This is a genomic window from Neisseria sp. 27098_8_139, assembly GCF_041433195.1.
In the GTDB taxonomy this organism is placed as follows: Bacteria; Pseudomonadota; Gammaproteobacteria; order Burkholderiales; family Neisseriaceae; genus Neisseria; species Neisseria subflava.
This window is the reverse complement of sequence record NZ_JAPWBA010000001.1, coordinates 327,128-349,492: the sequence shown is the minus strand read 5'-3', so window position 1 is coordinate 349,492 and position 22,365 is coordinate 327,128. Positions and strand designations below refer to the sequence as shown.

20 protein-coding genes are annotated in these 22,365 nt (G+C 47.1%); 14 read left to right on the top strand and 6 right to left on the bottom strand.

The window, feature by feature from the left end:
* Positions 1-4: 4 nt before the first annotated feature.
* Both mreC and O3660_RS01900 read right to left on the bottom strand, forming a co-directional pair.
* Positions 5-847 (bottom strand): rod shape-determining protein MreC, encoded by an 843-nt coding sequence (mreC, locus tag O3660_RS01905; protein ID WP_049351459.1) that lies wholly within the window; start codon positions 845-847, stop codon positions 5-7.
* A gap of 11 nt (positions 848-858) precedes the next feature.
* On the bottom strand, positions 859-1,899 hold the full coding sequence (locus O3660_RS01900) for a rod shape-determining protein (RefSeq protein WP_049351460.1): 1,041 nt from the start codon (positions 1,897-1,899) through the stop codon (positions 859-861).
* A 224-nt stretch (positions 1,900-2,123) separates the two neighbouring features.
* Here O3660_RS01900 and gatC point away from each other — a divergent pair, with 224 nt between their 5' ends.
* The 6 genes from gatC (at position 2,124) to O3660_RS01870 (ending at position 8,169) form a co-directional block, all read left to right on the top strand.
* Entirely contained in the window at positions 2,124-2,414 is a 291-nt protein-coding gene (gene gatC, locus O3660_RS01895; RefSeq protein ID WP_003685110.1) for an Asp-tRNA(Asn)/Glu-tRNA(Gln) amidotransferase subunit GatC, read from the top strand.
* 150 nt (positions 2,415-2,564) lie between these two features.
* Positions 2,565-4,013 carry an Asp-tRNA(Asn)/Glu-tRNA(Gln) amidotransferase subunit GatA gene (gene gatA, locus O3660_RS01890; protein WP_049351461.1) on the top strand — a complete coding sequence of 483 codons (1,449 nt, stop codon included), beginning with the start codon at positions 2,565-2,567 and terminating at the stop codon, positions 4,011-4,013.
* A gap of 15 nt (positions 4,014-4,028) precedes the next feature.
* Positions 4,029-4,904, top strand: coding sequence for a DUF535 family protein (locus O3660_RS01885; protein WP_003685003.1), 876 nt, complete (start codon positions 4,029-4,031; stop codon positions 4,902-4,904).
* A gap of 28 nt (positions 4,905-4,932) precedes the next feature.
* Positions 4,933-5,553: a trimeric intracellular cation channel family protein gene (locus tag O3660_RS01880; RefSeq protein WP_049328602.1), complete on the top strand. Its 621-nt coding sequence runs from the start codon at positions 4,933-4,935 to the stop codon at positions 5,551-5,553.
* A 101-nt stretch (positions 5,554-5,654) separates the two neighbouring features.
* Positions 5,655-7,085 (top strand): Asp-tRNA(Asn)/Glu-tRNA(Gln) amidotransferase subunit GatB, encoded by a 1,431-nt coding sequence (gatB, locus tag O3660_RS01875; RefSeq protein WP_049351462.1) that lies wholly within the window; start codon positions 5,655-5,657, stop codon positions 7,083-7,085.
* 79 nt (positions 7,086-7,164) lie between these two features.
* Positions 7,165-8,169 (top strand): 2Fe-2S iron-sulfur cluster-binding protein, encoded by a 1,005-nt coding sequence (locus O3660_RS01870; protein WP_049351492.1) that lies wholly within the window; start codon positions 7,165-7,167, stop codon positions 8,167-8,169.
* 234 nt (positions 8,170-8,403) lie between these two features.
* On the opposite strand, the gene O3660_RS01865 is transcribed toward O3660_RS01870, so the two are convergent.
* Complete coding sequence (locus O3660_RS01865; RefSeq protein ID WP_049351463.1) at positions 8,404-10,512, bottom strand: LysM peptidoglycan-binding domain-containing protein; 2,109 nt, start codon at positions 10,510-10,512, stop codon at positions 8,404-8,406.
* 155 nt (positions 10,513-10,667) lie between these two features.
* Here O3660_RS01865 and O3660_RS01860 point away from each other — a divergent pair, with 155 nt between their 5' ends.
* The 5 genes from O3660_RS01860 (at position 10,668) to O3660_RS01840 (ending at position 15,634) form a co-directional block, all read left to right on the top strand.
* Positions 10,668-11,327 carry a class I SAM-dependent methyltransferase gene (locus O3660_RS01860; RefSeq protein WP_049328599.1) on the top strand — a complete coding sequence of 220 codons (660 nt, stop codon included), beginning with the start codon at positions 10,668-10,670 and terminating at the stop codon, positions 11,325-11,327.
* Between the two features lie 43 nt (positions 11,328-11,370).
* Positions 11,371-12,198 carry a DNA-formamidopyrimidine glycosylase gene (gene mutM / locus O3660_RS01855; RefSeq protein ID WP_049328653.1) on the top strand — a complete coding sequence of 276 codons (828 nt, stop codon included), beginning with the start codon at positions 11,371-11,373 and terminating at the stop codon, positions 12,196-12,198.
* A 64-nt stretch (positions 12,199-12,262) separates the two neighbouring features.
* Positions 12,263-13,048, top strand: a complete 786-nt coding sequence (locus tag O3660_RS01850; protein WP_003685330.1) for a 1-acylglycerol-3-phosphate O-acyltransferase — start codon at positions 12,263-12,265, stop codon at positions 13,046-13,048.
* A 188-nt stretch (positions 13,049-13,236) separates the two neighbouring features.
* Positions 13,237-13,974 carry a redoxin family protein gene (locus O3660_RS01845; protein WP_049348362.1) on the top strand — a complete coding sequence of 246 codons (738 nt, stop codon included), beginning with the start codon at positions 13,237-13,239 and terminating at the stop codon, positions 13,972-13,974.
* Between the two features lie 253 nt (positions 13,975-14,227).
* Positions 14,228-15,634, top strand: coding sequence for a dihydrolipoyl dehydrogenase (locus O3660_RS01840; protein ID WP_049351464.1), 1,407 nt, complete (start codon positions 14,228-14,230; stop codon positions 15,632-15,634).
* A gap of 73 nt (positions 15,635-15,707) precedes the next feature.
* Here O3660_RS01840 and O3660_RS01835 read toward each other — a convergent pair whose 3' ends face one another.
* Positions 15,708-16,838, bottom strand: coding sequence for a PilT/PilU family type 4a pilus ATPase (locus O3660_RS01835; RefSeq protein WP_049351465.1), 1,131 nt, complete (start codon positions 16,836-16,838; stop codon positions 15,708-15,710).
* A gap of 203 nt (positions 16,839-17,041) precedes the next feature.
* Between O3660_RS01835 and O3660_RS01830 the strand changes: the two genes are divergently transcribed.
* From O3660_RS01830 to lepB, 3 genes are all read left to right on the top strand, one after another.
* Positions 17,042-17,743, top strand: coding sequence for a 5'-methylthioadenosine/adenosylhomocysteine nucleosidase (locus O3660_RS01830; protein WP_049351466.1), 702 nt, complete (start codon positions 17,042-17,044; stop codon positions 17,741-17,743).
* Positions 17,744-17,875: 132 nt separating this feature from the next.
* Positions 17,876-19,669, top strand: a complete 1,794-nt coding sequence (gene lepA, locus O3660_RS01825; RefSeq protein ID WP_049351467.1) for a translation elongation factor 4 — start codon at positions 17,876-17,878, stop codon at positions 19,667-19,669.
* Positions 19,669-20,688 (top strand): signal peptidase I, encoded by a 1,020-nt coding sequence (gene lepB / locus O3660_RS01820; protein WP_049351468.1) that lies wholly within the window; start codon positions 19,669-19,671, stop codon positions 20,686-20,688. Before lepA ends, lepB begins: the two co-directional genes overlap by 1 nt.
* 52 nt (positions 20,689-20,740) lie before the next feature.
* Here lepB and O3660_RS01815 read toward each other — a convergent pair whose 3' ends face one another.
* Both O3660_RS01815 and O3660_RS01810 read right to left on the bottom strand, forming a co-directional pair.
* Positions 20,741-21,619: a DMT family transporter gene (locus O3660_RS01815; protein WP_049351469.1), complete on the bottom strand. Its 879-nt coding sequence runs from the start codon at positions 21,617-21,619 to the stop codon at positions 20,741-20,743.
* 300 nt (positions 21,620-21,919) lie between these two features.
* A complete protein-coding gene (locus tag O3660_RS01810; protein ID WP_049351470.1) occupies positions 21,920-22,363 on the bottom strand; it encodes a phage virion morphogenesis protein in 444 nt (147 codons plus the stop codon).
* Positions 22,364-22,365 lie beyond the last annotated feature (2 nt).

Genomic DNA, 22,365 nt, shown 5'->3' with positions numbered 1-22,365 from the left:
GAAATCAGCGTGGGGAAGAAGGGGCGGAAGAAAGTACCAAGACAAAACGGCTGCTGCGTAAAGCGGCCAAAGGCGTCAGTTGCGTATCGTAATAAGGCGTTCCCGATGCGCGGACAACCTTGCTGACGGTTGCAACGGGAATCCCCGCCGGATAGGTACCGTCCAAACCGGAAGTTAGCAGAATATCGCCGGGTTTCAAGTCGGAGCCGGTTGGGAAATAGCGCAAATCCAAACCGTTGCCATTGCCGTATGCCAAGTTGCGTTCGCCGGTGCGGCTGACGGCTATGGGGACAATGCTTTGTCCGCCTGAAATTAGCCCAATTTCTGCACTTTGTGTGTGAACTTGTGTCAACAGGCCGATCAAACCGCTTTGATCGATGACCGCGTCACCAACTTTCAAGCCGTCTTGACTGCCCTTGCCGATAATCAGTCTTTCGGAAAGCGGATCTTTGCCATTGGAAATGACTTCCGCACCGATAACGTTGTGAATGCCTTTTTGTTGCAAACCGTACAGTTTTTTTAATTCGTGCAATTCATCGGTATTGACTTTATCCCGCTGCAAATCGATTTTCAGACGGCCATTTTCTTCCAGAAGCTGGCGGTTTTGTTCCAAGAGCTCGGATTTAGACTGGGAGAGGTCGGCAAAATATTGATAAAGTTGAACAGGTTGATTGGCCAGCCATTGAACAGGGTAGAGCATAGGCATGACTGCCGCGCGTACAGGCTGCATTAATGAAAAGCGGTAATCAGCTACCATCAGACCGGCAGCCAGAGCAATATAAATGACAAAACGAGGCAACAGCTTAGGGCCTTTTGCCTCGTCAAAGCGCAAAGAAGAGCGTTCCATAACCATCTACCTTATGGGTTTTCCGTGAATACGGTATCATCCCATTTGCCGATATAGTCCAAAGCCTTACCGGCACCATAGGCAACGCAGTTCAGAGGTTGGTCGGCAATACCGACGGGCAGGCCGGTTGCATCAGCCAAGACGGTATCGATACCGTGCAGAAGCGCGCCGCCGCCGGTCAGCATAATACCGCGGTCGGCGATGTCGCCGGCCAATTCGGGCGGAGCCTGTTCCAAAGCCAGACGGACAGCACGGATGATTTGATTCACCGTTTCACTCAATGCTTCACGGATTTCATCTGAAGTAACTGCCAAGGATTTAGGCGTACCTTCGGCCAGATCTCGGCCCTTAATGCGCATGGCTGTTTCGGTTTCAAAGCCCGAGGCCGAGCCGATTTGTTTCTTCAATTCCTCTGCCGTAGCTTCGCCAATCAAGACACCGCGATGGCGGCGCAGGTAATGGATGATGCTTTTATCAAATTCATCGCCGGCTGCACGGACAGAAGCAGAATAGGCCATGCCGCCCAGTGAAAGAATACCGATTTCAGTCGTACCGCCGCCAATATCGACAATCATCGAACCTGCCGCATCTTCAATCGGCAAGCCCGCGCCTAAAGCGGCGGCCATCGGTTCTTCAATCAAATGCACGCTTGCCGCGCCGGCAGCAAACGCAGAATCCAAAATTGCTTTACGTTCCACTTGGGTAGAGCCGCCCGGAACACAGATAACCACACGAGGCGGGACTAAAGACCGTCCTTCGGTGGCTTTTTTAATCAACATACCCAGCATACGCTCGGTAATCACAAAATCGGCAATCACGCCGTCCCTCATCGGGCGGACGATTTCGATATTGCGCGGCGCACGACCCTGCATTTTTTTGGCTTCCGTGCCCACCGCCATAATTTTACTTTTATTGCCTGCGCCGGATTGAATCGCAACCATAGACGGCTCATCCAAAACAATCCCTTTGCCGCGTACAAAAATCAGTGTGTTGGCCGTGCCCAAGTCGATGGCAATATCATTAGAGAGGAAACGAGATAAAAGGCGAAACATAGGATTCCTGAAATTCCGGCCCAGCCCGGATGTGTTTAGCATTATTTAAAATAAGAAAAACAGGTACACAGTTTTAGACGGATAAATGCCCCCTTAAAAGGCCGTCTGAATTAAAACACCATGCCAACCTGTTTGGTTTTCGGTTATAATTCTTCGCTTCATAGAAGACGAAATGCAATGATACCCCAAACCCAAGAGGCATTGCTATCAGACAAGGATTTTTTATGGCTTTAAGCTTAAATGATGTGGAAAAAATCGCAAAACTCTCGCGCCTCACTTTAACGGACGAAGAAAAAAACAAAACGCTTGCCGAGTTGAACGACATTTTCGCCATGGTTGAAAACATGCAAAGCGTCAATACCGACGGCATCGAACCCATGGCGCATCCGCACGAAGCCGCTTTGCGCCTGCGCGAAGATAAAGTGACTGAAACTGATCATGCTGCCGAATATCAGGCTGTTGCTCCCGAAGTGCGCAACCGTCTGTATATCGTTCCTCAAGTGATTGAAGAATAAGGTTTCAGACGGCCTTTGCTTATCGGCAAACCCCTATTGCAAGGCCGTCTGAAAGGATATTCTGTTTAGACGGCCCGATTTATTGATTTAAACGGATGTTTTCAATATCTGTTTTGAAAGCAAAAACTGTTTTATAGAAAGTACGGCACAATGACCGCTTACACGCTCAAACAAGCCAGCAGCCTGCTGCAATCCAAACAAATTTCCTCAGTCGAATTGGCGACCGAATATTTGGCCGCTATTGCTGCGAAAAATCCTGCCATCAACGGCTACGTTACCATCGATCAAGATAAAACCCTTGCTGAGGCCAAAGCAGCCGATGCGCGTATCGCGGCCGGTAATGCAACGGCTTTGACCGGTGTGCCGGTTGCTTACAAAGATATTTTCTGCCAAACAGGTTGGCGCAGTGCATGCAGTTCCAAAATGTTGGATAACTTTGTCTCTCCTTATACTGCCACTGTGGTGCAAAACCTGTTGGATGCCGGCATGGTCACTCTTGGCCGTACCAATATGGACGAATTTGCCATGGGTTCGACCAATGAGACTTCGTTCTACGGCGCAACCAAAAACCCATGGAACCTTGAACATGTTCCCGGCGGTTCCTCAGGTGGTTCAGCTGCCGTGATTGCAGCGCGTTTGGCACCGGCTGCGTTGGGTTCGGATACCGGCGGTTCTATCCGCCAGCCTGCATCGCATTGCGGTATTACCGGCATCAAACCGACTTACGGTACGGTTTCACGCTTCGGTATGGTTGCCTATGCTTCCAGCTTTGACCAAGCCGGCCCTATGGCGCAAACGGCCGAAGACTGTGCGATTTTGTTGAACGCCATGGCCAGCTTTGACGAGCGCGATTCCACCAGTTTGGAGCGCGACAAAGAAGACTACACCCGTGATTTGGACAAGCCGCTTAAAGGTTTGAAAATCGGTTTGCCTAAAGAATATTTCGGCGAAGGCGCGGATACCGATGTTCAGACGGCCTTGCAAAGCGTTATCGATTTGCTCAAAGCACAAGGCGCGGAGACTGTTGAAGTTTCCCTGCCGCAAACATCATTGTCGATTCCCGCTTATTACGTTCTCGCCTCTGCAGAAGCAAGTACCAACTTGTCCCGTTTCGACGGCGTACGTTACGGCCACCGTGCAGCGCAATTCGGCGACCTTGAAGAAATGTACAGCAACACCCGTGCCGAAGGTTTCGGCAGTGAGGTTAAGCGCCGTATCATGATCGGTGCTTATGTATTGAGCCATGGTTACTATGATGCTTATTACCTGAAAGCGCAAAAACTGCGCCGTCTGGTTGCCAATGATTTTCAGACGGCCTTTGGTCAATGTAATTTCATTTTGGCGCCGACTGCGCCGACTGCCGCGCCTAAACTCGGCAGCGACATTCACGACCCTGTACAAATGTACTTGTCCGATATTTACACCATCGCCGTAAACCTTGCCGGTTTGCCTGCACTGACTCTGCCTGCCGGTTTCAGCGCAAACGGCCTGCCGATTGGTGTGCAATTTATCGGCAACTATTTCTCCGAAGCCAAAATTTTGGGTGCCGCACATCAGGTTCAACTGAACAGCGATTGGCACACTAAAGCGCCGGAATAAGAGTAGGGAGCCTATATGCCTGAAAAGTTTTCTTTTCCGGGATTTAAAACTGTTTATCAGAATGCGCCAAAGTTTAAAACGCAACATTTAAAATTTACATTGCGAACATTGTGGTATCGTAAAGAAATTAAGGCATTTGAGCAGTTTGTAAATGCTTCGGAAATATGCCAAAGTTTTTTTAGTCAAATGCCCCAAGATGCCTATCCTTTGATACATGAGTTTGTTGATAAGAAACTTAGTGGTCAAGATAGGTTAAAAATTATGCAGTCAGATTTTGAGGCTGCAGAAAAGCTGTTTGGAAAAGAAAGAGTAATGGGTATGAAAACCCGTTCCTTTCATATTGTTTTGGCAAAACCTTCAGACGGCCTTGAGATTTGGCTTAACCGAAATGACAATTGCGTTGATGAGGGGATGTGGTCTCTTTCTTTACGAGAAAGCAATGGAAGACGTCTGTATATGACAACATTCGCCTTTGTAAATAATATGCTGCTTGCAGCCTCCCTTCAGGGACCAGCAGGAGAAGAGGCGAAAGATACTGTACGGGTTTTAACTAAGAAGCTACATGGATTGCGTCCTCAGCAATTGATGGTGCATGCATTGCAATATTTTGCTATTGCATTAAAGCTGGATGGTGTGATTGGTATCACACAAGATAGGCAAGTTAAGCTACGTTGGCGCTTGAAGAAACGTGTCAAAATGAACTATGACCAATTTTGGCAGGAGCATGGTGCTCAAAAGGGTGTTGATGGATTATGGCATCTTCCAAAAGAGCCGGTGCGTAAAGATTTTGAGGAAATCGAAAGCAAAAAACGGTCTATGTATCGTAAGCGTTATCAGATGTTAGATGAAATCGAAGAGCAAATAAGAAATGGTTTAGCGCCTATAAAATAAACTATCATCTGATGAATAAAACATATATATGAATACAACCGACTTCATTCAAATCATTGGGACAGCCGCGTTTGCCATTTCCGGCTATTTGGTCGGTTACAACAAGCGGTTGGATGTACTCGGTGTTGTCATTACTGCGTTACTGACGGCTGTTGGCGGCGGCATGATACGCGATGGTTTGGTCGGCCGGATTCCGCAAGTGTTTTTGAAAACCGATGCGTTGATTGTTGTGTTTGCCACGCTTGCCATTGCATGGTTGATAAGGGTACAACGCTATCGCAGCACCTATTTGGCCGCTGCTTTTATTATTGCCGATGCCATCGGTTTGGCAGCTTTCAGCATTACCGGCGCACAAATCGGTATGGCCTTGCAGCTCAATTTATTTGGCGTTATTTCTTTGGCTTTTGTGACTGCCGTTGGCGGCGGTATTGCGCGCGATATTTTGGTCAATGATGTGCCGATGATTTTGCGCACCGACCTTTACGGCAGCGTAGCCATTTTGATTGGCGGGCTGATTTATCTGTTCGGGCATTTGGGCTGGATTAATATTTTTACGTTAAACCTGCTCTTTGCCGGCGGATTGTTGTTTCGCCTGACTGCATACCGTTTCCATTGGCAACTTCCCGGGTTCCAACGCCGCAGGAAATAAACTTATCTTACAGACGGCCTCTTATGGATTTCTTATTCAGGCCGTCTGAAAAACGAATCACTCATTTAACCGATTAACTTTTTTTCGACAGAAAGACCCTTATGACTTGGGAAACCGTAATCGGACTGGAAATCCACGTCCAACTCAACACCCAATCCAAAATCTTCAGCGGCGCATCCACTGCATTCGGTGCCGAGCCTAATGCCCACGCCAGCGTGGTTGAGTGTGCGTTGCCGGGTGTATTGCCGGTAATGAACCGCGAAGTCGTCGAAAAAGCCATCAAACTCGGTTTGGCTTTGGATGCGAAAATCAATCAGAAAAACGTGTTCGACCGTAAAAACTATTTTTATCCTGATTTGCCAAAAGGCTATCAAATCAGTCAGTTGGATTTGCCGATTGTTGAACACGGCAAACTGGAAATCGTAGTAGGCGATGAAGTTAAAACCATCAATGTTACCCGTGCGCACATGGAAGAAGATGCGGGTAAATCCGTACATGAAGGTTTGAACGGTGCTACTGGTATTGACTTGAACCGTGCCGGTACGCCTTTGTTGGAAGTTGTCTCCGAGCCGGAAATGCGTTCCGCAGCCGAAGCCGTGGCATACGCTAAAGCATTGCATGGTTTGGTAACTTGGTTGGATATTTGCGACGGCAATATGGCGGAAGGCTCGTTCCGCGTCGATGCCAACGTTTCTGTACGTCCAAAAGGTCAGGCTGAGTTCGGTACACGCCGTGAAATCAAAAACCTCAACTCTTTCCGCTTCTTGGAACAAGCCATCAATTATGAAGTGGAAGCGCAAATCGAAATCTTGGAAGACGGCGGTAAAGTACAGCAGGCAACCATGCTGTTTGACCCTGAAAAAGGCGAAACCCGTGTGATGCGTTTGAAAGAAGATGCGCACGATTACCGCTATTTCCCGGATCCGGATTTGCTGCCGGTTATTATTTCAGACGGCCAATTGCAAAAAGCCAAAGAGCAAATGCCTGAGTTGCCGCATGAAATGGCGGCGCGTTTTGTCGCCGATTACGGCGTATCTGACTATGATGCACGTCTGTTGACTGCCAGTCGCGCTCAAGCTGCCTACTTTGAAGAAGCAGCCAAAGCCTGTGGCCAAGGTAAATTGACTGCAAACTGGATGAACGGCGAGCTTGCCGCTACCTTGAATAAAGAAGGTTTGGAACTGGCTGAAAGCCCGATTACAGCTTCACGTCTTGCCGAGTTGGTTGCTAAAGTTGCGGATGGAACATTAAGCAGCAAATTGGCGAAAAAAGCTTTTGAAGCAATGTGGGCCGAGCCTGAAGCAGGTATTGCCGAAATCATCGAGAAACATGGTTTGCAACAAATTACTGACACTGGTGCAATTGAAGCGATGGTGTACGAAGTGTTGGCAAACAATGCGAAAGCCATTGAGCAATTCCGTTCCGGCAATGAAAAAGCCTTGAATGCGATTGTCGGCCAAGTGATGAAAGTAAGTAAAGGCAAGGCCAATCCGGCTCAAGTTCAAGAGTTGATTAAAGCCAAATTAGCTTGATAGATAGAACAGGCCGTCTGAAAACAGGTTTTATTTTCAGATGGCCTTTATTTTTGATTCTAAAATTATTCTAAATACCATGACACATACTATTACCTTATCAAATCAAATCACATTTACGGCAAACGATGATGAAACCGTTCTTGCTGCCGCGACCCGTCAGAATTTAAATTTGCCTCATTCTTGTAAAAGTGGAGCTTGCGGACAATGTAAAGCCGAGTTGATAAGTGGCGAATTTGAAATGGGCGATCATATCGATAAAGCCATCAGTGCAGAAGAAAAAGCGCAGGGTAAAGTGCTATTGTGCTGCACTACTGCGAAGAGCAACCTGAAAATCAATGTGCCGAGGTTTAATCCAAATGCTTTGCCGGTGCGCACTTTGCCTGTGCGCATTGAGACGATTGAAATCAAACATGATTTTGCTTTGTTGAGATTGGCTTTACCTAAAGCGCCGTCATTTGCATTTTATGCCGGACAATATATTGATTTGCTGCTTCCCGGTAATATCAGCCGCAGCTATTCAATCGCCAATTCTCCTGACCAGGAAGGTGTTTTGGAGCTGCATATCCGTAAACGTGAAAACGGCGTATGTTCGGAAATGATTTTTGGTGCCGAGCCGAAAGTCAAAGAAAAAGGTATTGTCCGCGTTAAAGGTCCATTGGGTACGTTTACTTTGCAAAAGGACAGCGATAAACCGATTGTTTTGTTGGCAACGGGTACAGGTTACGCACCTATCCGCAGTATTTTGCTTGATTTGATTCATCAGAATAGCGAACGTCCGGTTCATTTCTACTGGGGGGCACGTCAGCAGGAGGATTTGTACGCATTGGAAGAAGCAGAAGCATTAATAGGCCGTCTGAAAAATGCAAAATTCTCGCCTGTCCTTTCTAAGCCTGATTCCGATTGGAAAGGGGAGAATGGATATGTGCAAAACGTTGCCGCACAAAATTATTCTGATTTAAGCCAATATGAAGTTTATGCTTGCGGGTCACCGGCCATGACGGAGAGTGCGCAAAGTTTGCTGACTCAAAAATGTGCTTTACCGGAAGATGCCTTCTTCTGTGATGCTTTTTCACCGGCATAATCATGTTTATACAGAATTTATATGTTTGAATGTAGGTGTTAAGAGTAAAATTTGATGGCAATCTGTTTGAGAAAGAGTGTGTTTTTGCACACTCTTTTTTCTATGTGGTAGTTATTGCATAGATATTTATGGCTTGAAGAGATAGCTATTTTGTTTTTAAAAATTGAATTTATTATTTATCATAAAGAAAAGGCCGTCTGAATGTTTCAGACGGCCTTTGTTTTGAAGCAAGTATTAGCTACCGATCAGTTTCAAACGTTGACCAGGAGTCACAGTACGGGTATTGCGGTTCCAACGGCGGATATCATTAACATCAACATTGAAACGGTTGGCGATGGTGTTCAAAGTATCGCCTTTGCGTACAGTGTAGGAAACGTTTTGAATCGGGTTGCTGCGGACTTTTGCAGGAGCAGCTGTGACCCGAAGGATTTGGCCTTTTTTGATATTGTTGCCTTTGATGTTGTTGGCAATAATCAAATCAGCTACGCTCAAGTTGTAACGTTTGGAGATGTTAAACAGCGTATCGCCATCTGCCACGCGGTGTGTGCCTGCTTCAAGTGCTGCAGTTTGTGTGTTTTGTTGACCGTTTACACGGGCAAGACGCGCATTGATGCGGCGTTGTTGTTTAGCGGTATTGGCTGCGATACGTGCGGCACGAGCACTTTCGGCAGTGACAACAGTTTGAACTTGTTTGGCTTCAGGAGTTGCTTCAGCGACAGTCGCTGCAGGTTCCTCCGCAGGTCGGCTTTGTACCAAAGCCATCAGGTCATCATGCTCTTCTTGAACCGGCGCAGCAGCAACAGATTCAACTGCTAGAGCAGGGGCTACATCGTTTGCGGCAACAGTCGGTGCAGTCAAGTCGGCAGGGATAGCTGCTTTGGGTGCTTCTGCAACATTTGTAGCAGCAGGATCAGAAGTAGTATGGGGCATGGCTACAACAGGGGCGGCTACATCCGCATTTGCAACTTGAGGCTGCGCCTTGGTTTCTGTTACCGCTACGGAAGTAACGTTTTCAGCTTTGCTGCGTGCAATAAAGTCAACCGGTTTGCTGGACTGTGGAACAATAGGAGAAACAATATTGGTCACGGTATTTTGAGCGACTTTAACCGGTTCTGCTACGTTGGAAGCAATAATCGGAGACATGGCCGGCATATTGGATTGGTAAGTATCCGGAGTATTGTCTTTGTCAATAAAGTTAATAATGTCTTGACTTTGGGTAGCTGAGTTTTTAGCCACCAAAATGCTGCGACCTTCAGAAATGGCACTGCCGCTCAGGCCATTGAGGCGTTTGAGTTCGGCTACACTCATGCCGGTATCGTTAGCAATGGCATTAAGTTTTTTGTTGCCCAAAGAGGTATAAATATCCCAAGACATCAGGGTATCTGGATTGGCATTGCGGTAGTTTTTCTCAAATGCAGAAACCGCAGAAACTGGCAACAACAGACGACGGTTGTTTTTAGGGATAAATACTGGGGCATTGAAACCTGGGTTGAGTGCCAACAGTTCGCTTTCGCTGATGTTTGCAAAGCGAGCGATTGTGCTGTTATCAATAGGTTTGTCGATGCTGACAGATTTGAAATACGGTTGATTGCTGATTTCGCTGATATTCATGCCGAAAGTTTGCGGGTTGGCAACGATGTTGCGGACGGCCAAAAGTTTTGGAACGTAGTTGCGTGTTTCATTCGGCATACGCAGGTTTTCGTATGTCGGCTCCAAACCTTGCGCACGGGCACGGTTTACGGCGCGGCCGACGTTACCTTCGCCCCAGTTGTAAGCGGCAAGGGCCAAAGACCAGTCGCCGAACATACCGTGCAAGTATTGCAGGTAGTTCAGTGCGGCATCGGTAGCGGCGTAAACGTCGTGGCGGCCGTCATATAAAGGCGTTTTTTCCAAGCCGAAGTGGCGGCCAGTAGCCGGCATAAATTGCCACAGGCCGGATGCGCCGACGTGTGATTTGGCTTTGGTTACGAATGCGCTTTCAATGAAAGGCAGCAAAGCGATTTCAGCAGGCATATTGCGTTTTTTAACTTCATTGGCAATATGGTACATATAAGGTTTGCTGCGGGAGATGGTGCGGTCGAAATATGCACTGTTTGCAGCAAATTTGTTTTCATGGCGGCGAACCAGTTCTGTATTGACTTCGTTGATGCGGAAGTCTTTACGCAACGATGCCCACAAGCTACCAGAGCCGAAGGTTTGTGCTTTGGCTTGGTCGAGCAGGGAGGAGTTGAGACGCATCATGGCCATGCCGACTTGGTTGGGCGTGGCGTTTTGCGCGTAGGCTGTGGCGGAAACTGCCGACAGGCTTGAAACGGTCAGAGCGATGGTTTTTAGTTTTGCCATAGTAAATAGAGTTATCAAATATATAATAAAATTTCGTCTTTTCGATGGTATCGTTTCAGCATTCAATCGTCAAGTCGAGCAGGGAATTTGCTTGTATGATGTGGTCGTGGTGTTAAAATTCTGTCACACAAGTCGGGATGCATAGGGGGCATTTAATGGAAACTTTTTTTATGCAAACGCCAATGGGACAATATCTTGCACAAAAAGAGGCGGATTTTTTCAGACGGCATTTGCAATATTTGAATGGCCAAGTGACAGTTCAATTAGGCGGTATATGGCAAAGGCCGTCTGAAAATATGATTGTGGTGCCGCGCGATGTGCGGATGGATGCTGAAATGTTGGCATTTGAAACGCATTCTGTGGATGTATTATTGATGCCCCATCTTTTGGAAATTTCATCTGCCGATTTGGTGTTGCAAGAGGCATTTAGGATATTAAAACCCGAGGGCAGGTTGATTTTGACGGGGTTTAACCCTAAATCTTTGTGGGGATTAAGCTCGTGGTTTGATGGCAAAAGACTACCTATGAAATCTCAATGCTTGGCTCTGGCTGAGATGAAACGAAAAATTGCCGCTATTGGTTTCGAAATGGAATATGGGCAATTTATGGATTATCTGCCTGCTGTGAATTCGCCATCTGCTTTGCGGTTTTGGCGGTTTATGGAAAAGGCGGGGGATAGGTGGTGGCCTCAATGTGCGGCGGTTTATGGTGTGGTTTTAACGAAACATTTAATTGGTGTCCATCCTTTGCCTGAATTGGAATCTGCATTCGATGGCAATACGGTTGCTTTAAGTACGGCACGTTTGGCTGAATAGTTTTCAGACGGCCTATATATAATGATGAATTTGGAGACTAATGATGCCTGAATTACCTGAAGTGGAAACGACTTTACGCGGAATCGCGCCGCATATTGATGGCAAAAAGATAGAAAAAGTCATTATTCGCCAGTTTAAATTGAGATGGCCTATTCATCCAAACTTGGCGCAAATTTTGGCCGAGCGCAAAATTTTGGCATGCAACCGTCGTGCGAAGTATTTGATTATTACTTTTGAAACAGGTATTTTACTTATTCATTTAGGTATGTCCGGCAGTTTGCGGATTTTTACCGCCGATGATGAGCGTATCGCCACACCAGATAAACACGATCATTTGGATTTTGTATTTGATGACGGTACCGTATTGCGTTATCACGATCCGCGTAAATTTGGTGCGGTATTGTGGTATGAGGGTATTGCCGAGCATCATCCGCTGTTGGAAAAACTGGGGCCGGAGCCGCTCTCGGACGATTTTGATGCAAATTACCTGTATCAGAAATTGAAAAACCAAAAGCGAGCAGTTAAATTAGCGCTGATGGATAATGCGGTGGTGGTTGGCGTTGGCAATATTTATGCGAATGAAAGTCTGTTTAAGGCAGGTATTTCGCCATTGCGTCCGGCGAATAAGCTGACCAAAAAAGAATGCGCATTATTGGTGGAAACCGTTAAAGCGGTTCTGCAAAGGGCGATTGAAACCGGCGGCAGTACGCTGCGAGACTTCGTTAATAGCGATGGAAAAAGCGGCTACTTTCAGCAGGAGTATACGGTCTATAGCCGTCACAATGAGCCTTGTGTCCAATGTGGTGGGCTGATTTTTAAAGAAACTTTGGGGCAGCGTGGAACATTTTATTGTCCAAATTGCCAGAAATAGTTTCAGACGGCCTTAAATGTCAGAGGCCGTCTGAAAATAATGAACACAATACAGAAGAAATTTTATGTCTAAACAAAAAGCTCCTTTTTTTAAACGACTGGGCAGACTTTGCCGTTTGGCAGCTTGGTTATTCAGAACCGGTCGGGATTTGCGTGCCATCGATGGCAACAATGCAGAGGAACGCAATCACGCTGTGGTTGTTTTGGGAAAAGGTGCGTTGGATGCTTTGGATATCGAATTGGAAATCGGCGTACCGCCGCAAGGAAATGTGAGCGGTACTTTGGTGGTGGCCAATCATGTGTCTTGGTTGGATATTTTTGCCATGAGTGCCGTTTATCCGAGCAGTTTTATTGCGAAACAGGAAATTAGCGGCTGGCCGGTTTTGGGGAAAATGGGTAAAAATGCCGGCACGGTGTTTATTAAGCGCAATTCCCGCCGTGATATCGAGCCGATTAATCAGGCGATTTGTGCGGCATTGAAAGCAGGGCAAAATGTCAGTTTCTTTCCCGAGGCACGCACTTCTTCTGGCTTGGGTATTTTGCCGTTTAAAGCAGCCCTGTTTCAATCGGCTATTGATGCGAAAGCGCCGATTCAGGCAGTAACTTTGCGATATTATGATGGCGAAGGACAACGGACGGATCTGCCATCCTATGCGGAGGTAAACCTGTTTCAGTCTTTATGGCGTATTGTTTCTATGAAGAAAATCCGTATCCGTTTGGATTTCTCGCCTCAATACAAACCGACAGACATGCCGGATAAAGACCGCTATGTTTTGAAGGATATTGCGGAAACAGCCATCGGTGAAATTGTGGCTTCGGATTCTCCCGTTCAGCCCTTACCTAAAAAATAATTTCAGTCAGGTACTTGTTTTATTTCAGACGGCCTCCATTTAAAGAAACAGCTGTTTTCGGTTTAATTGAATTGATAGTTTAATGTAATTAATATTATTTGAACTATAAATTATACAAATCGATAGGCCTGCATTAGAATGCAAGCATTGATTCATTTCTCAAACCCGAATTTTTAAGGAGCTTAAAAATGGCTTTGCAAGATCGTACCGGTCAAAAAGTACCTTCCGTAGTATTCCGCACTCGCGTTGGCGACACTTGGAAAGATGTTTCTACTGATGATTTGTTCAAAGGCAAAAAAGTAGTCGTGTTCTCTCTGCCTGGCGCATTTACTCCAACTTGCTCTTCTTCTCATCTGCCACGCTACAACGAATTGTTTGGCGCGTTCAAAGAAAACGGTGTTGACGCAATCTACTGCGTATCTGTAAACGACACTTTCGTAATGAACGCTTGGGCTGCTGAAGAAGAAGCTGACAACATCTACATGATTCCTGATGGCAACGGTGAATTTACTGAAGGCATGGGCATGTTGGTTGGCAAAGAAGACTTGGGCTTCGGTAAACGCTCTTGGCGTTACTCCATGCTGGTTAACGACGGCGTGATTGAAAAAATGTTTATCGAACCTGAAGAACCAGGCGATCCTTTCAAAGTGTCTGACGCTGACACTATGTTGAAATACATTGCTCCTGACTGGAAAGCTCAAGAGTCTGTTGCCATCTTCACCAAACCTGGCTGCCAATTCTGTGCTAAAGCTAAAAAAGCTCTGCAAGACAAAGGCTTGTCTTACGAAGAAATCGTATTGGGCAAAGATGCAACTGTTACTTCCGTACGCGCTATTACCGGCAAGATGACTGCTCCTCAAGTATTCATCGGCGGCAAATACATCGGCGGCAGCGAAGACTTGGAAGCTTACTTGGCTAAAAACTAATTGCCTGTATGCTTAAGACGGCTTGAAAAGGCCGTCTGAAAGACCCAAATATAGAGTTATTCAAACGACGTTTGCAAATCGGCGTTCTGAATAACTCTATATTTACAAGTAGAATTTGAGATTATTGTTTTAAATCGATATTTAGGTATTGGCTATTAATTTTTAGATTTTGATAGTTTATGAAGTTTAGGCCGTCTGAAAACGGATAACCTGATGGCAATATCGGTTTGGATATAGACAGTAAGGATAAAATATGAAAAAGATTCAAGCAGATGTGGTAGTACTGGGTGGCGGTACAGCCGGTATGGGCGCATTTCGCAATGCCCGACTTCATACAGACAATGTTTACCTGATTGAAAACAATGTATTCGGAACAACTTGTGCACGTGTCGGCTGCATGCCGTCCAAATTGCTGATTGCGGCTGCGGAAGCGCGCCATCATGCTCTGCATACCGATCCGTTTGGCGTACATTTGGATAAAGACAGCGTAACGGTAAACGGCGAAGAAGTCATGCACCGCGTGAAGTCCGAACGCGACCGTTTTGTCGGTTTTGTAGTCAGCGATGTAGAAGAGTGGCCTGCCGACAAGCGTATTATGGGTACGGCAAAATTTGTTGATGAACACACCGTCCAAATTGATGACCACACTCAAATTACTGCAAAAAGTTTTGTGATTGCCACCGGTTCGCGCCCTGTGATTTTCCCACAGTGGGAAGTTTTGGGCGATCGCTTGATTGTGAACGATGATGTTTTTTCTTGGGATACCTTGCCTAAGAGTGTGGCCGTGTTCGGCCCTGGCGTAATCGGCTTAGAGTTGGGTCAGGCTTTGCACCGTTTGGGCGTAAAAGTTGAGATTTTTGGCGTAGCCGGTGCGATTGGCGGTATTTCCGATCCTGTTGTCGCTGAAGAAGCCAAAACCGTTTTTGGTGAAGAGTTGACTTTGCATTTGGATGCCAAAACCGAAGTCAAATTGGATGCAGAAGGTAATGTTGAAGTTCATTGGGAACAAGATGGCGAAAAAGGTGTGTTCCATGCCGAATATGCTTTGGCTGCCGCCGGTCGCCGTCCGAACGTGGACAATATCGGTTTGGAAAACCTGAATATCGAAAAAGATGCGCGTGGCGTGCCTGTTGCCGATCCGTTGACCATGCAAACCAGCATTCCGCATATCTTTATCGCAGGCGATGCGTCCAATCAATTGCCTCTGCTGCATGAAGCTTCCGACCAAGGCAAAATTGCCGGCCACAATGCCGCTATTTTCCCGAATATTGAGGGCGGTTTGCGCCGTAGCGTAATCGGCGTGGTATTCACCAGTCCGCAAATTGCCACTATCGGCTTGAAATACGCGCAAGTTACGGCGAAATATCAGCCTGATGAGTTTGTCATCGGCGAGATTTCCTTCCGAAATCAAGGCCGCAGCCGCGTTATGTTGGTCAACAAAGGCCATATGCGTTTGTATGCTGAGAAAGCGACCGGCCGTTTCATTGGTGCGGAAGTTGTCGGTCCTGCTGCCGAACATTTGGCACACTTGATGGCTTGGGCGCATCAAATGAAGATGACGATTCCGCAAATGCTGGATATGCCGTTCTACCATCCGGTTATCGAGGAAGGTCTGCGTACTGCATTGCGTGATGCCGATGCAAAACTGAAACAGGCTTGATTATTTGATGGAATAAAGGCCGTCTGAAACTCGTAGTAAGGTTTTAGACGGCCTTTTCTATGCTTTGAAGCTGTTAAATCAATTCTAAATCCGGACCGGCATTTTGCGCACGACGGCTTCGTAATTGAATGTCTAGGCGCAAGTCATGGGGGGAGTCGGCATTTTTAATAGCGTCTTTATAGCTGATATCGCCGTTTTCATACAAATCATACAAGGCTTGGTCAAAAGTGATCATGCCCATGCCGGTTGATTTTTTCATCATTTCTTTGATGTTGTGGACTTCGCCTTTTTGAATCAAGTCAGCAATAATCGGCGAATTGAGCAAAACTTCGACCGCCGCCACACGACCCCGTCCGCTTTCACGGGGAATCAGTCTTTGTGAAATAAAGGCTTGCAGGTTGAGCGACAAGTCTGTCAGCAACTGGGTACGGCGCTCTTCGGGGAAGAAGTTGATGATGCGGTCGAGCGCTTGGTTGGTATTGTTGGCATGTAGTGTCGCCATACACAAATGGCCGGTTTCCGCGAAGGAAATAGCGTAGTCCATGGTCTCGCGGTCGCGGATTTCGCCAATCAAGATAACATCCGGTGCTTGGCGCAGGGTGTTTTTCAGCGCAATCGGCCAATTTTCGGTATCTACGCCGATTTCTCGTTGGGTGATGATGCAGTTTTTGTGTTGGTGGATAAACTCAATCGGGTCTTCGATGGTGATAATGTGGTCGAAGCTGTTTTCGTTTCGATAGTCGATAAGGGAGGCGAGAGAAGTGGACTTGCCCGAACCTGTACCACCGACAAAAATAATCAGGCCGCGTTTTCTGAGGGCGATGTCTTTCAGAATAGGGGGCAGATTAAGCGTTTCAAATTTAGGTATATTGCTGGTAATGGAGCGGAACACCAATGCAGTTGCACCGCGTTGAACCATGGTATTGACACGGAAGCGGCTGGTATCGGGCAGGCTGATGGCGAAGTTGCATTCGTTGGTGGAAGAAAATTCTTCGATTTGTTTGGAAGACATAATCGAAAAAGCGATTTCCATACATTTTTCAGCACTCAACGGCTCATCACTCAGTCGCGTAATTTTGCCGTCCACTTTCATGGCTGGCGGGAAATTGGTGGTAATGAAAAGGTCGGAGCCTTTGTATGTGTTCATATGGTGTAGCCAAGCGAACAATTCTTCTTTTGCACCCGGAGTATTTTCGTCAAACATAAGAATTCAGATAGTTAATATTAAGTTATTTCATTGAGAATAATTATAACAGAAGCAACCATTATTTGCTGTTTGCCAGCTCGAGCGTCAATCTGTTTTAAATTGAGTGTCGTTCTGGGAATATAGCAGATTTTTCAGTATCCCTGTGATTTTAAATTCTGCTGTTATAATGTTGCCCGATTAGTGAATGGAAAGGTAACGAGATGTCAGTACAAACAATTGCCGTGGTCGGCGCAATGGAGCAGGAAATCGAGCTTTTGCGTGAAAGCATGGCTAATGTCAAGCATGTGTCCTTCGGTAAATTCTCTGCGTATGAAGGCGAGTTGGCCGGAAAACGCATGGTATTGGTTTTGAGCGGTATCGGTAAGGTTAATGCAGCGGTTTCGACTTCTTGGGTCATTCATCAGTTTGCACCGGATTGTGTTATTAATACCGGCAGTGCAGGCGGTTTGGGCAAGGGCCTGAAGGTTGGCGATGTGGTTATCGGCGAAACTGTGGCGCATCATGATGTTGATGTAACGGCTTTTGGTTATGTTTGGGGGCAAGTACCGCAACTTCCTGCTGTGTTTGCATCGGATGAGAACTTGATTCGCCAAGCAGAAAAGGCGGCGCAAGTGTTTGAAGGTACGTCCGTAACGCAAGGCTTGATCGTCAGTGGCGACCGTTTTGTGCACAGTAGCGAAGGTGTTGTGGAAATCCGCAGCCATTTCCCTGACGTAAAAGCAGTGGAAATGGAAGCCGCGGCGATTGCGCAGACTTGTCACCAGTTGGAAGTGCCGTTTGTGATTATTCGCGCCGTATCCGATTCGGCAGATGAGAAAGCGGACATCAGCTTTGAAGAGTTTTTGAAAACAGCGGCCGTCAGCTCTGCGAAGATGGTGACCGAGATTGTCAAATCGCTATAAAATCATGCAGAAACGTTGAATTTCCGTTAGAATACGGAACGATTCAACCTTATTCTAAGGCCGTCTGAAAACCGAATCCCTGTTTTTTCAGACGGCCTTTCCGACTTTAATTGCATTTATCTTAATAACAATATGAAAAACATACGGAATTTCTCCATTATTGCCCACATCGACCATGGTAAATCGACGCTTGCCGACCGTTTTATCCAATACTGCGGCGGCTTGGATTTGCGCGAAATGAGTACGCAGGTGCTCGACTCCATGGACATCGAAAAAGAGCGCGGCATTACCATTAAAGCGCAAACCGCCGCGCTCAACTATAAAGCACGCGATGGGCAGGTGTATCAGCTCAATCTGATTGATACTCCGGGACACGTCGACTTCTCTTATGAAGTATCCCGTTCGCTGTCGGCTTGCGAAGGCGCGCTTTTGGTTGTTGACGCATCGCAAGGCGTGGAAGCGCAAACTGTGGCGAACTGCTACACCGCGATTGATTTGGGCGTGGAAGTTGTGCCTGTTTTGAACAAAATCGACTTGCCTGCTGCAGAACCCGAGCGCGTGGAGCAGGAAATTGAAGACATTATCGGCATTGATGCCGTTGGCGCGGTGCAGTGTTCTGCCAAAAGCGGCATTGGTGTGGAAGATGTTTTGGAAGAAATCGTTGCCAAAATCCCTGCGCCGACTGGCGATGAAAATGCGCCGTTGCAAGCCGTTATCGTCGATTCGTGGTTTGACAACTACGTCGGCGTGGTCATGCTGATTCGAGTGAAAAACGGCACCATCAAGCTGAAAGACAAAGTGCGCTTTATGAGCACCAAGGCGGAAACGCAGGTTGAGCAGCTAGGCGTATTCACGCCGAAATCGGTTCAAAAACAAGAACTCAAAGCCGGCGAAGTAGGCTTTTTGATTACCGGCGTAAAAGAATTGGGACAGGCGAAAGTCGGCGACACGGTTACTTTGGTTGCCAACCCTGCCTCTGAGCCGTTGCCCGGCTTCCAAGAAGTACAAAGCCAGGTATTTGCAGGCCTTTATCCGGTGGAAAGCCACGACTACGAAGCTTTGCGCGATGCGCTGGAAAAATTGCAGCTGAACGATGCTTCGTTGAAATTTGAGCCTGAAGTTTCCCAAGCATTGGGCTTCGGCTTCCGTTGCGGCTTCTTGGGTCTGCTGCACTTGGAAATCGTGCAGGAACGTTTGGAACGCGAGTTTGACATGGACTTGATTACCACCGCGCCGACGGTGGTTTATGAAGTCGTGTTGAAAAACGGCGAGAAAATCGAAGTTGAAAACCCGTCCAAACTGCCTGAAATCAGCACCATCGAAACCATTCTTGAGCCGATTATCACTGCAACCATTCTTGTGCCGCAGGAATATGTCGGCAACGTCATGACTTTGTGTAACCAAAAGCGCGGCGTTCAGGTTAATATGCAATACATGGGCCGCCAAGTCATGCTGACTTATGATTTGCCGATGAACGAAGTTGTCATGGACTTCTTCGATAAGCTTAAATCGACTTCGCGCGGCTATGCTTCGTTGGACTACCATTTCAAAGAGTTCCAACCGTCTGATTTAATCAAGCTCGACATTATGGTCAACGGCGAAAAAGTCGATGCCCTGAGCCTGATTGTCCACCGTCAAAGCGCCGTTCACCGCGGTCGCGAGCTGGCAGCAAAAATGCGTGAACTGATTCCGCGCCAGATGTTTGATATTGCCGTACAGGCCGCCATCGGCAGCCAGATTATCGCCCGCGAAAACGTCAAAGCCCTGCGTAAAAACGTCTTGGCGAAATGTTACGGCGGCGATATTACCCGTAAGAAAAAACTTCTTGAAAAACAAAAAGCAGGCAAACGCCGCATGAAACAAGTGGGCAACGTGGAAATCCCGCAAAGCGCGTTCTTGGCGATTCTGCAAGTGAGTGATAAATAATGAGTATAAATCTGACTTTAGGCGCAATCGTTGTACTGCTGGCCGGCTTGGTCCTCAACTTCAAAAGCAGTAAAGAGCGTCAGGAAAACGGCGAATGGAGCTCCGGCCTGCAATGGAGTTATCTCTTGTGCATGGTCGGCGTATTCGGCATTTTGTCCGAATTTATGAGCTTTACCGCCGTATTGCTGGTGTTTGTCGTGTTCACCGGTATTGTTTGGGCAATCCATAAAGGCCGTCTGAAAAAAAGCGAGACCGGCGAAGACAATGCGCATTTTACCGACTATATGGGCGGCTTTTTCCCTATCATCTTGGTTATCTTTGTGTTGCGCAGCTTTATTGCCGAGCCGTTCCAAATTCCGTCCAGCTCCATGCGTCCGGGCTTGGTAAAAGGCGATTTTATCTTGGTGAACAAATTTTCTTACGGTATCCGCCTGCCGATTTTGAATAAGGTCATTATCCCTGTCGGCAACATTGCCAGAGGCGATGTCGTGGTGTTCAATTATCCACTTCAGCCTGAGATGAATTACATCAAGCGCATCGTCGGTATTCCGGGCGACGTTGTGGAATACCGTGATAAGGTTTTGACTGTTAACGGTGAAATTATTTCCGAAAAACCAAACGGCAATTATCAATACGCAGATGATACCGATCCGTCTATGATTCATACGCTTGAGCGTTTTCATACGGCCTTAAACGGCAAAAACTTTGATGTGGTCAAAGAGGCCGGTCAACCTTCCGTATCTATTGCTGTATTGAACAAATACATCTCCGAAGTGATGCCTGAAAGCAATTACTCGCTTGAAACAAGCGGTTTGGAAAATTGCGAATATGCAGAAGACGGTAATGGCTTTATCTGTAAAGTTCCTGAAGGCCGTTATTTCGCGATGGGCGACAACCGCGACAATAGCGCCGATTCTCGTTACTGGGGATTTGTTGATGACAAACTAATCGTCGGTAAAGCCTTTTTCGTTTGGATGAACTTTGGCGAACTCAGCCGTATTGGTACCAGTATCCAATAAGCAATAACAGATTAAAAGGCCGTCTGAAATTTTTCAGACGGCCTTTTTGTATCTATTTTTTGTCTTTTAACGAACCTAAATAAATCGCCAATAAAGTCAAAGTGGCGCCGCTCCATTGGACGGTATTAATCGGTTTATCCAGCCAGAAATAATCGATCAACATGGCGGCGACTGGTTCGGAGAGCAGTAGGAGGCCGGTCAGTGACAAGGATAAAAGCGGGATGGCGTAAGCAATTAATGCCCAAGCAAAGCATTGCATGACGATGCCGTAGATGGAGACTAGAATCACATCGTTTAAAGTTTTGGGGTATAGATGGGCGGCATCGAATAGTAGAGATGGGATGACCAGCGCCATTGCGCCGCCGAAGCTTAAAATCATCATCAGCGGAAACAAACCGACTTTTTCCTGCTCATGGGTTTTGCGTACAAAGACCATAGACAGGGCCAGCATGGCACCGGACATTACGCCGCTGACAAATCCCCATGCGGCATTGTCGTTATGACCGAACTCTGGGCTGCCGATTAAGGCTACGCCTATGGTGGCCAATATCAAACTTAAAATTTGCAGGGCGCTTAAACGTTCTGAATAAAAAAAGAAGCCGATGGCGGCTAAAAAGAAAATCTGCAGGCTGTTGAGCAAGGTGGAAATGCCGGGGCCTACGGCGTGAATGCTTTCGTGCCAAAGTGCGAGGTCGAATGCGAGGAAAACGCCGGATAAGATTGCGTAGCCAACCGTTTTTCTTTTCGTGGGCATTTTTTGTCTGAAAAAACGCCCGAGTAGGAAGAATATAGGGGCGGCGATCAGCAAGCGCCAGAATGCGATGGCGTAAGAGCCGACATCGACAAATTTGACGATCAAACTGCCCAAGCCGAAGACGACGCAGCCGACGACCAGCAGGGGTGCTGCATAATTTCCCGAACGTGTCTCCATCGGCTTCTCCAAGAATGAAATGAAGACGATTATTCCATAAAATATAGTTGGGGCGCTAATGATAAATAGTGGTAAGCTAAGATAAAGGGTTTATGATGAAAGGCCGTCTGAAAACTGTTTCAGACGGCCTTTTGATGATTTTCTGGCTTGATTGAAACCCAATGAGATAAATATATAGGAATGATGAGATAAATGGGAAGAAGTGGGATGATGGGGGATGAGGCGGGATGGGAAAAGTGAAAAAGAGTTGCAAATAGTGCAACAAAAAACGGACGGTTTTTTATCGTCCGTTTTTTGTTGTCAGAGTCCTTTTTTGAGTGCGGCGATGGCGATGTCTAGGATTCGGCGTTCGGCGTCCGGTTGGAGTTCATTGTTGCCGTTGATGGGGAGGTAGGGGCGCGCGGGGAGGTTGGTTTTGTGGCCGCGCCCTGCTTGACCGCCGAGGTGATGGATGGCGGCATATTTTTTGTTGCTGCCGATGCGGGCATAGTTGCTGCCGACCTGTGTGGTCAGGCTGGCGGCGAGTTGCCCGCTTTTTTGCAGGGTCTTGCCTCCCTCGTCTGCGGCGCGCCGGCTTTGTTTCCATTGCTGTCCGCCCCAACCTTCGGATTCGAAGTTTTCTTCGGTCATGGACAACAACTCGGTGGCGATGCCCCGCATCATGGCGCGGGTATTAGTGGCGTTGTTGAGCAGTGTACTTAAACCGTGGTCGAGCCGCTCTGCGTCTAATTTAATTTCAAGCATGG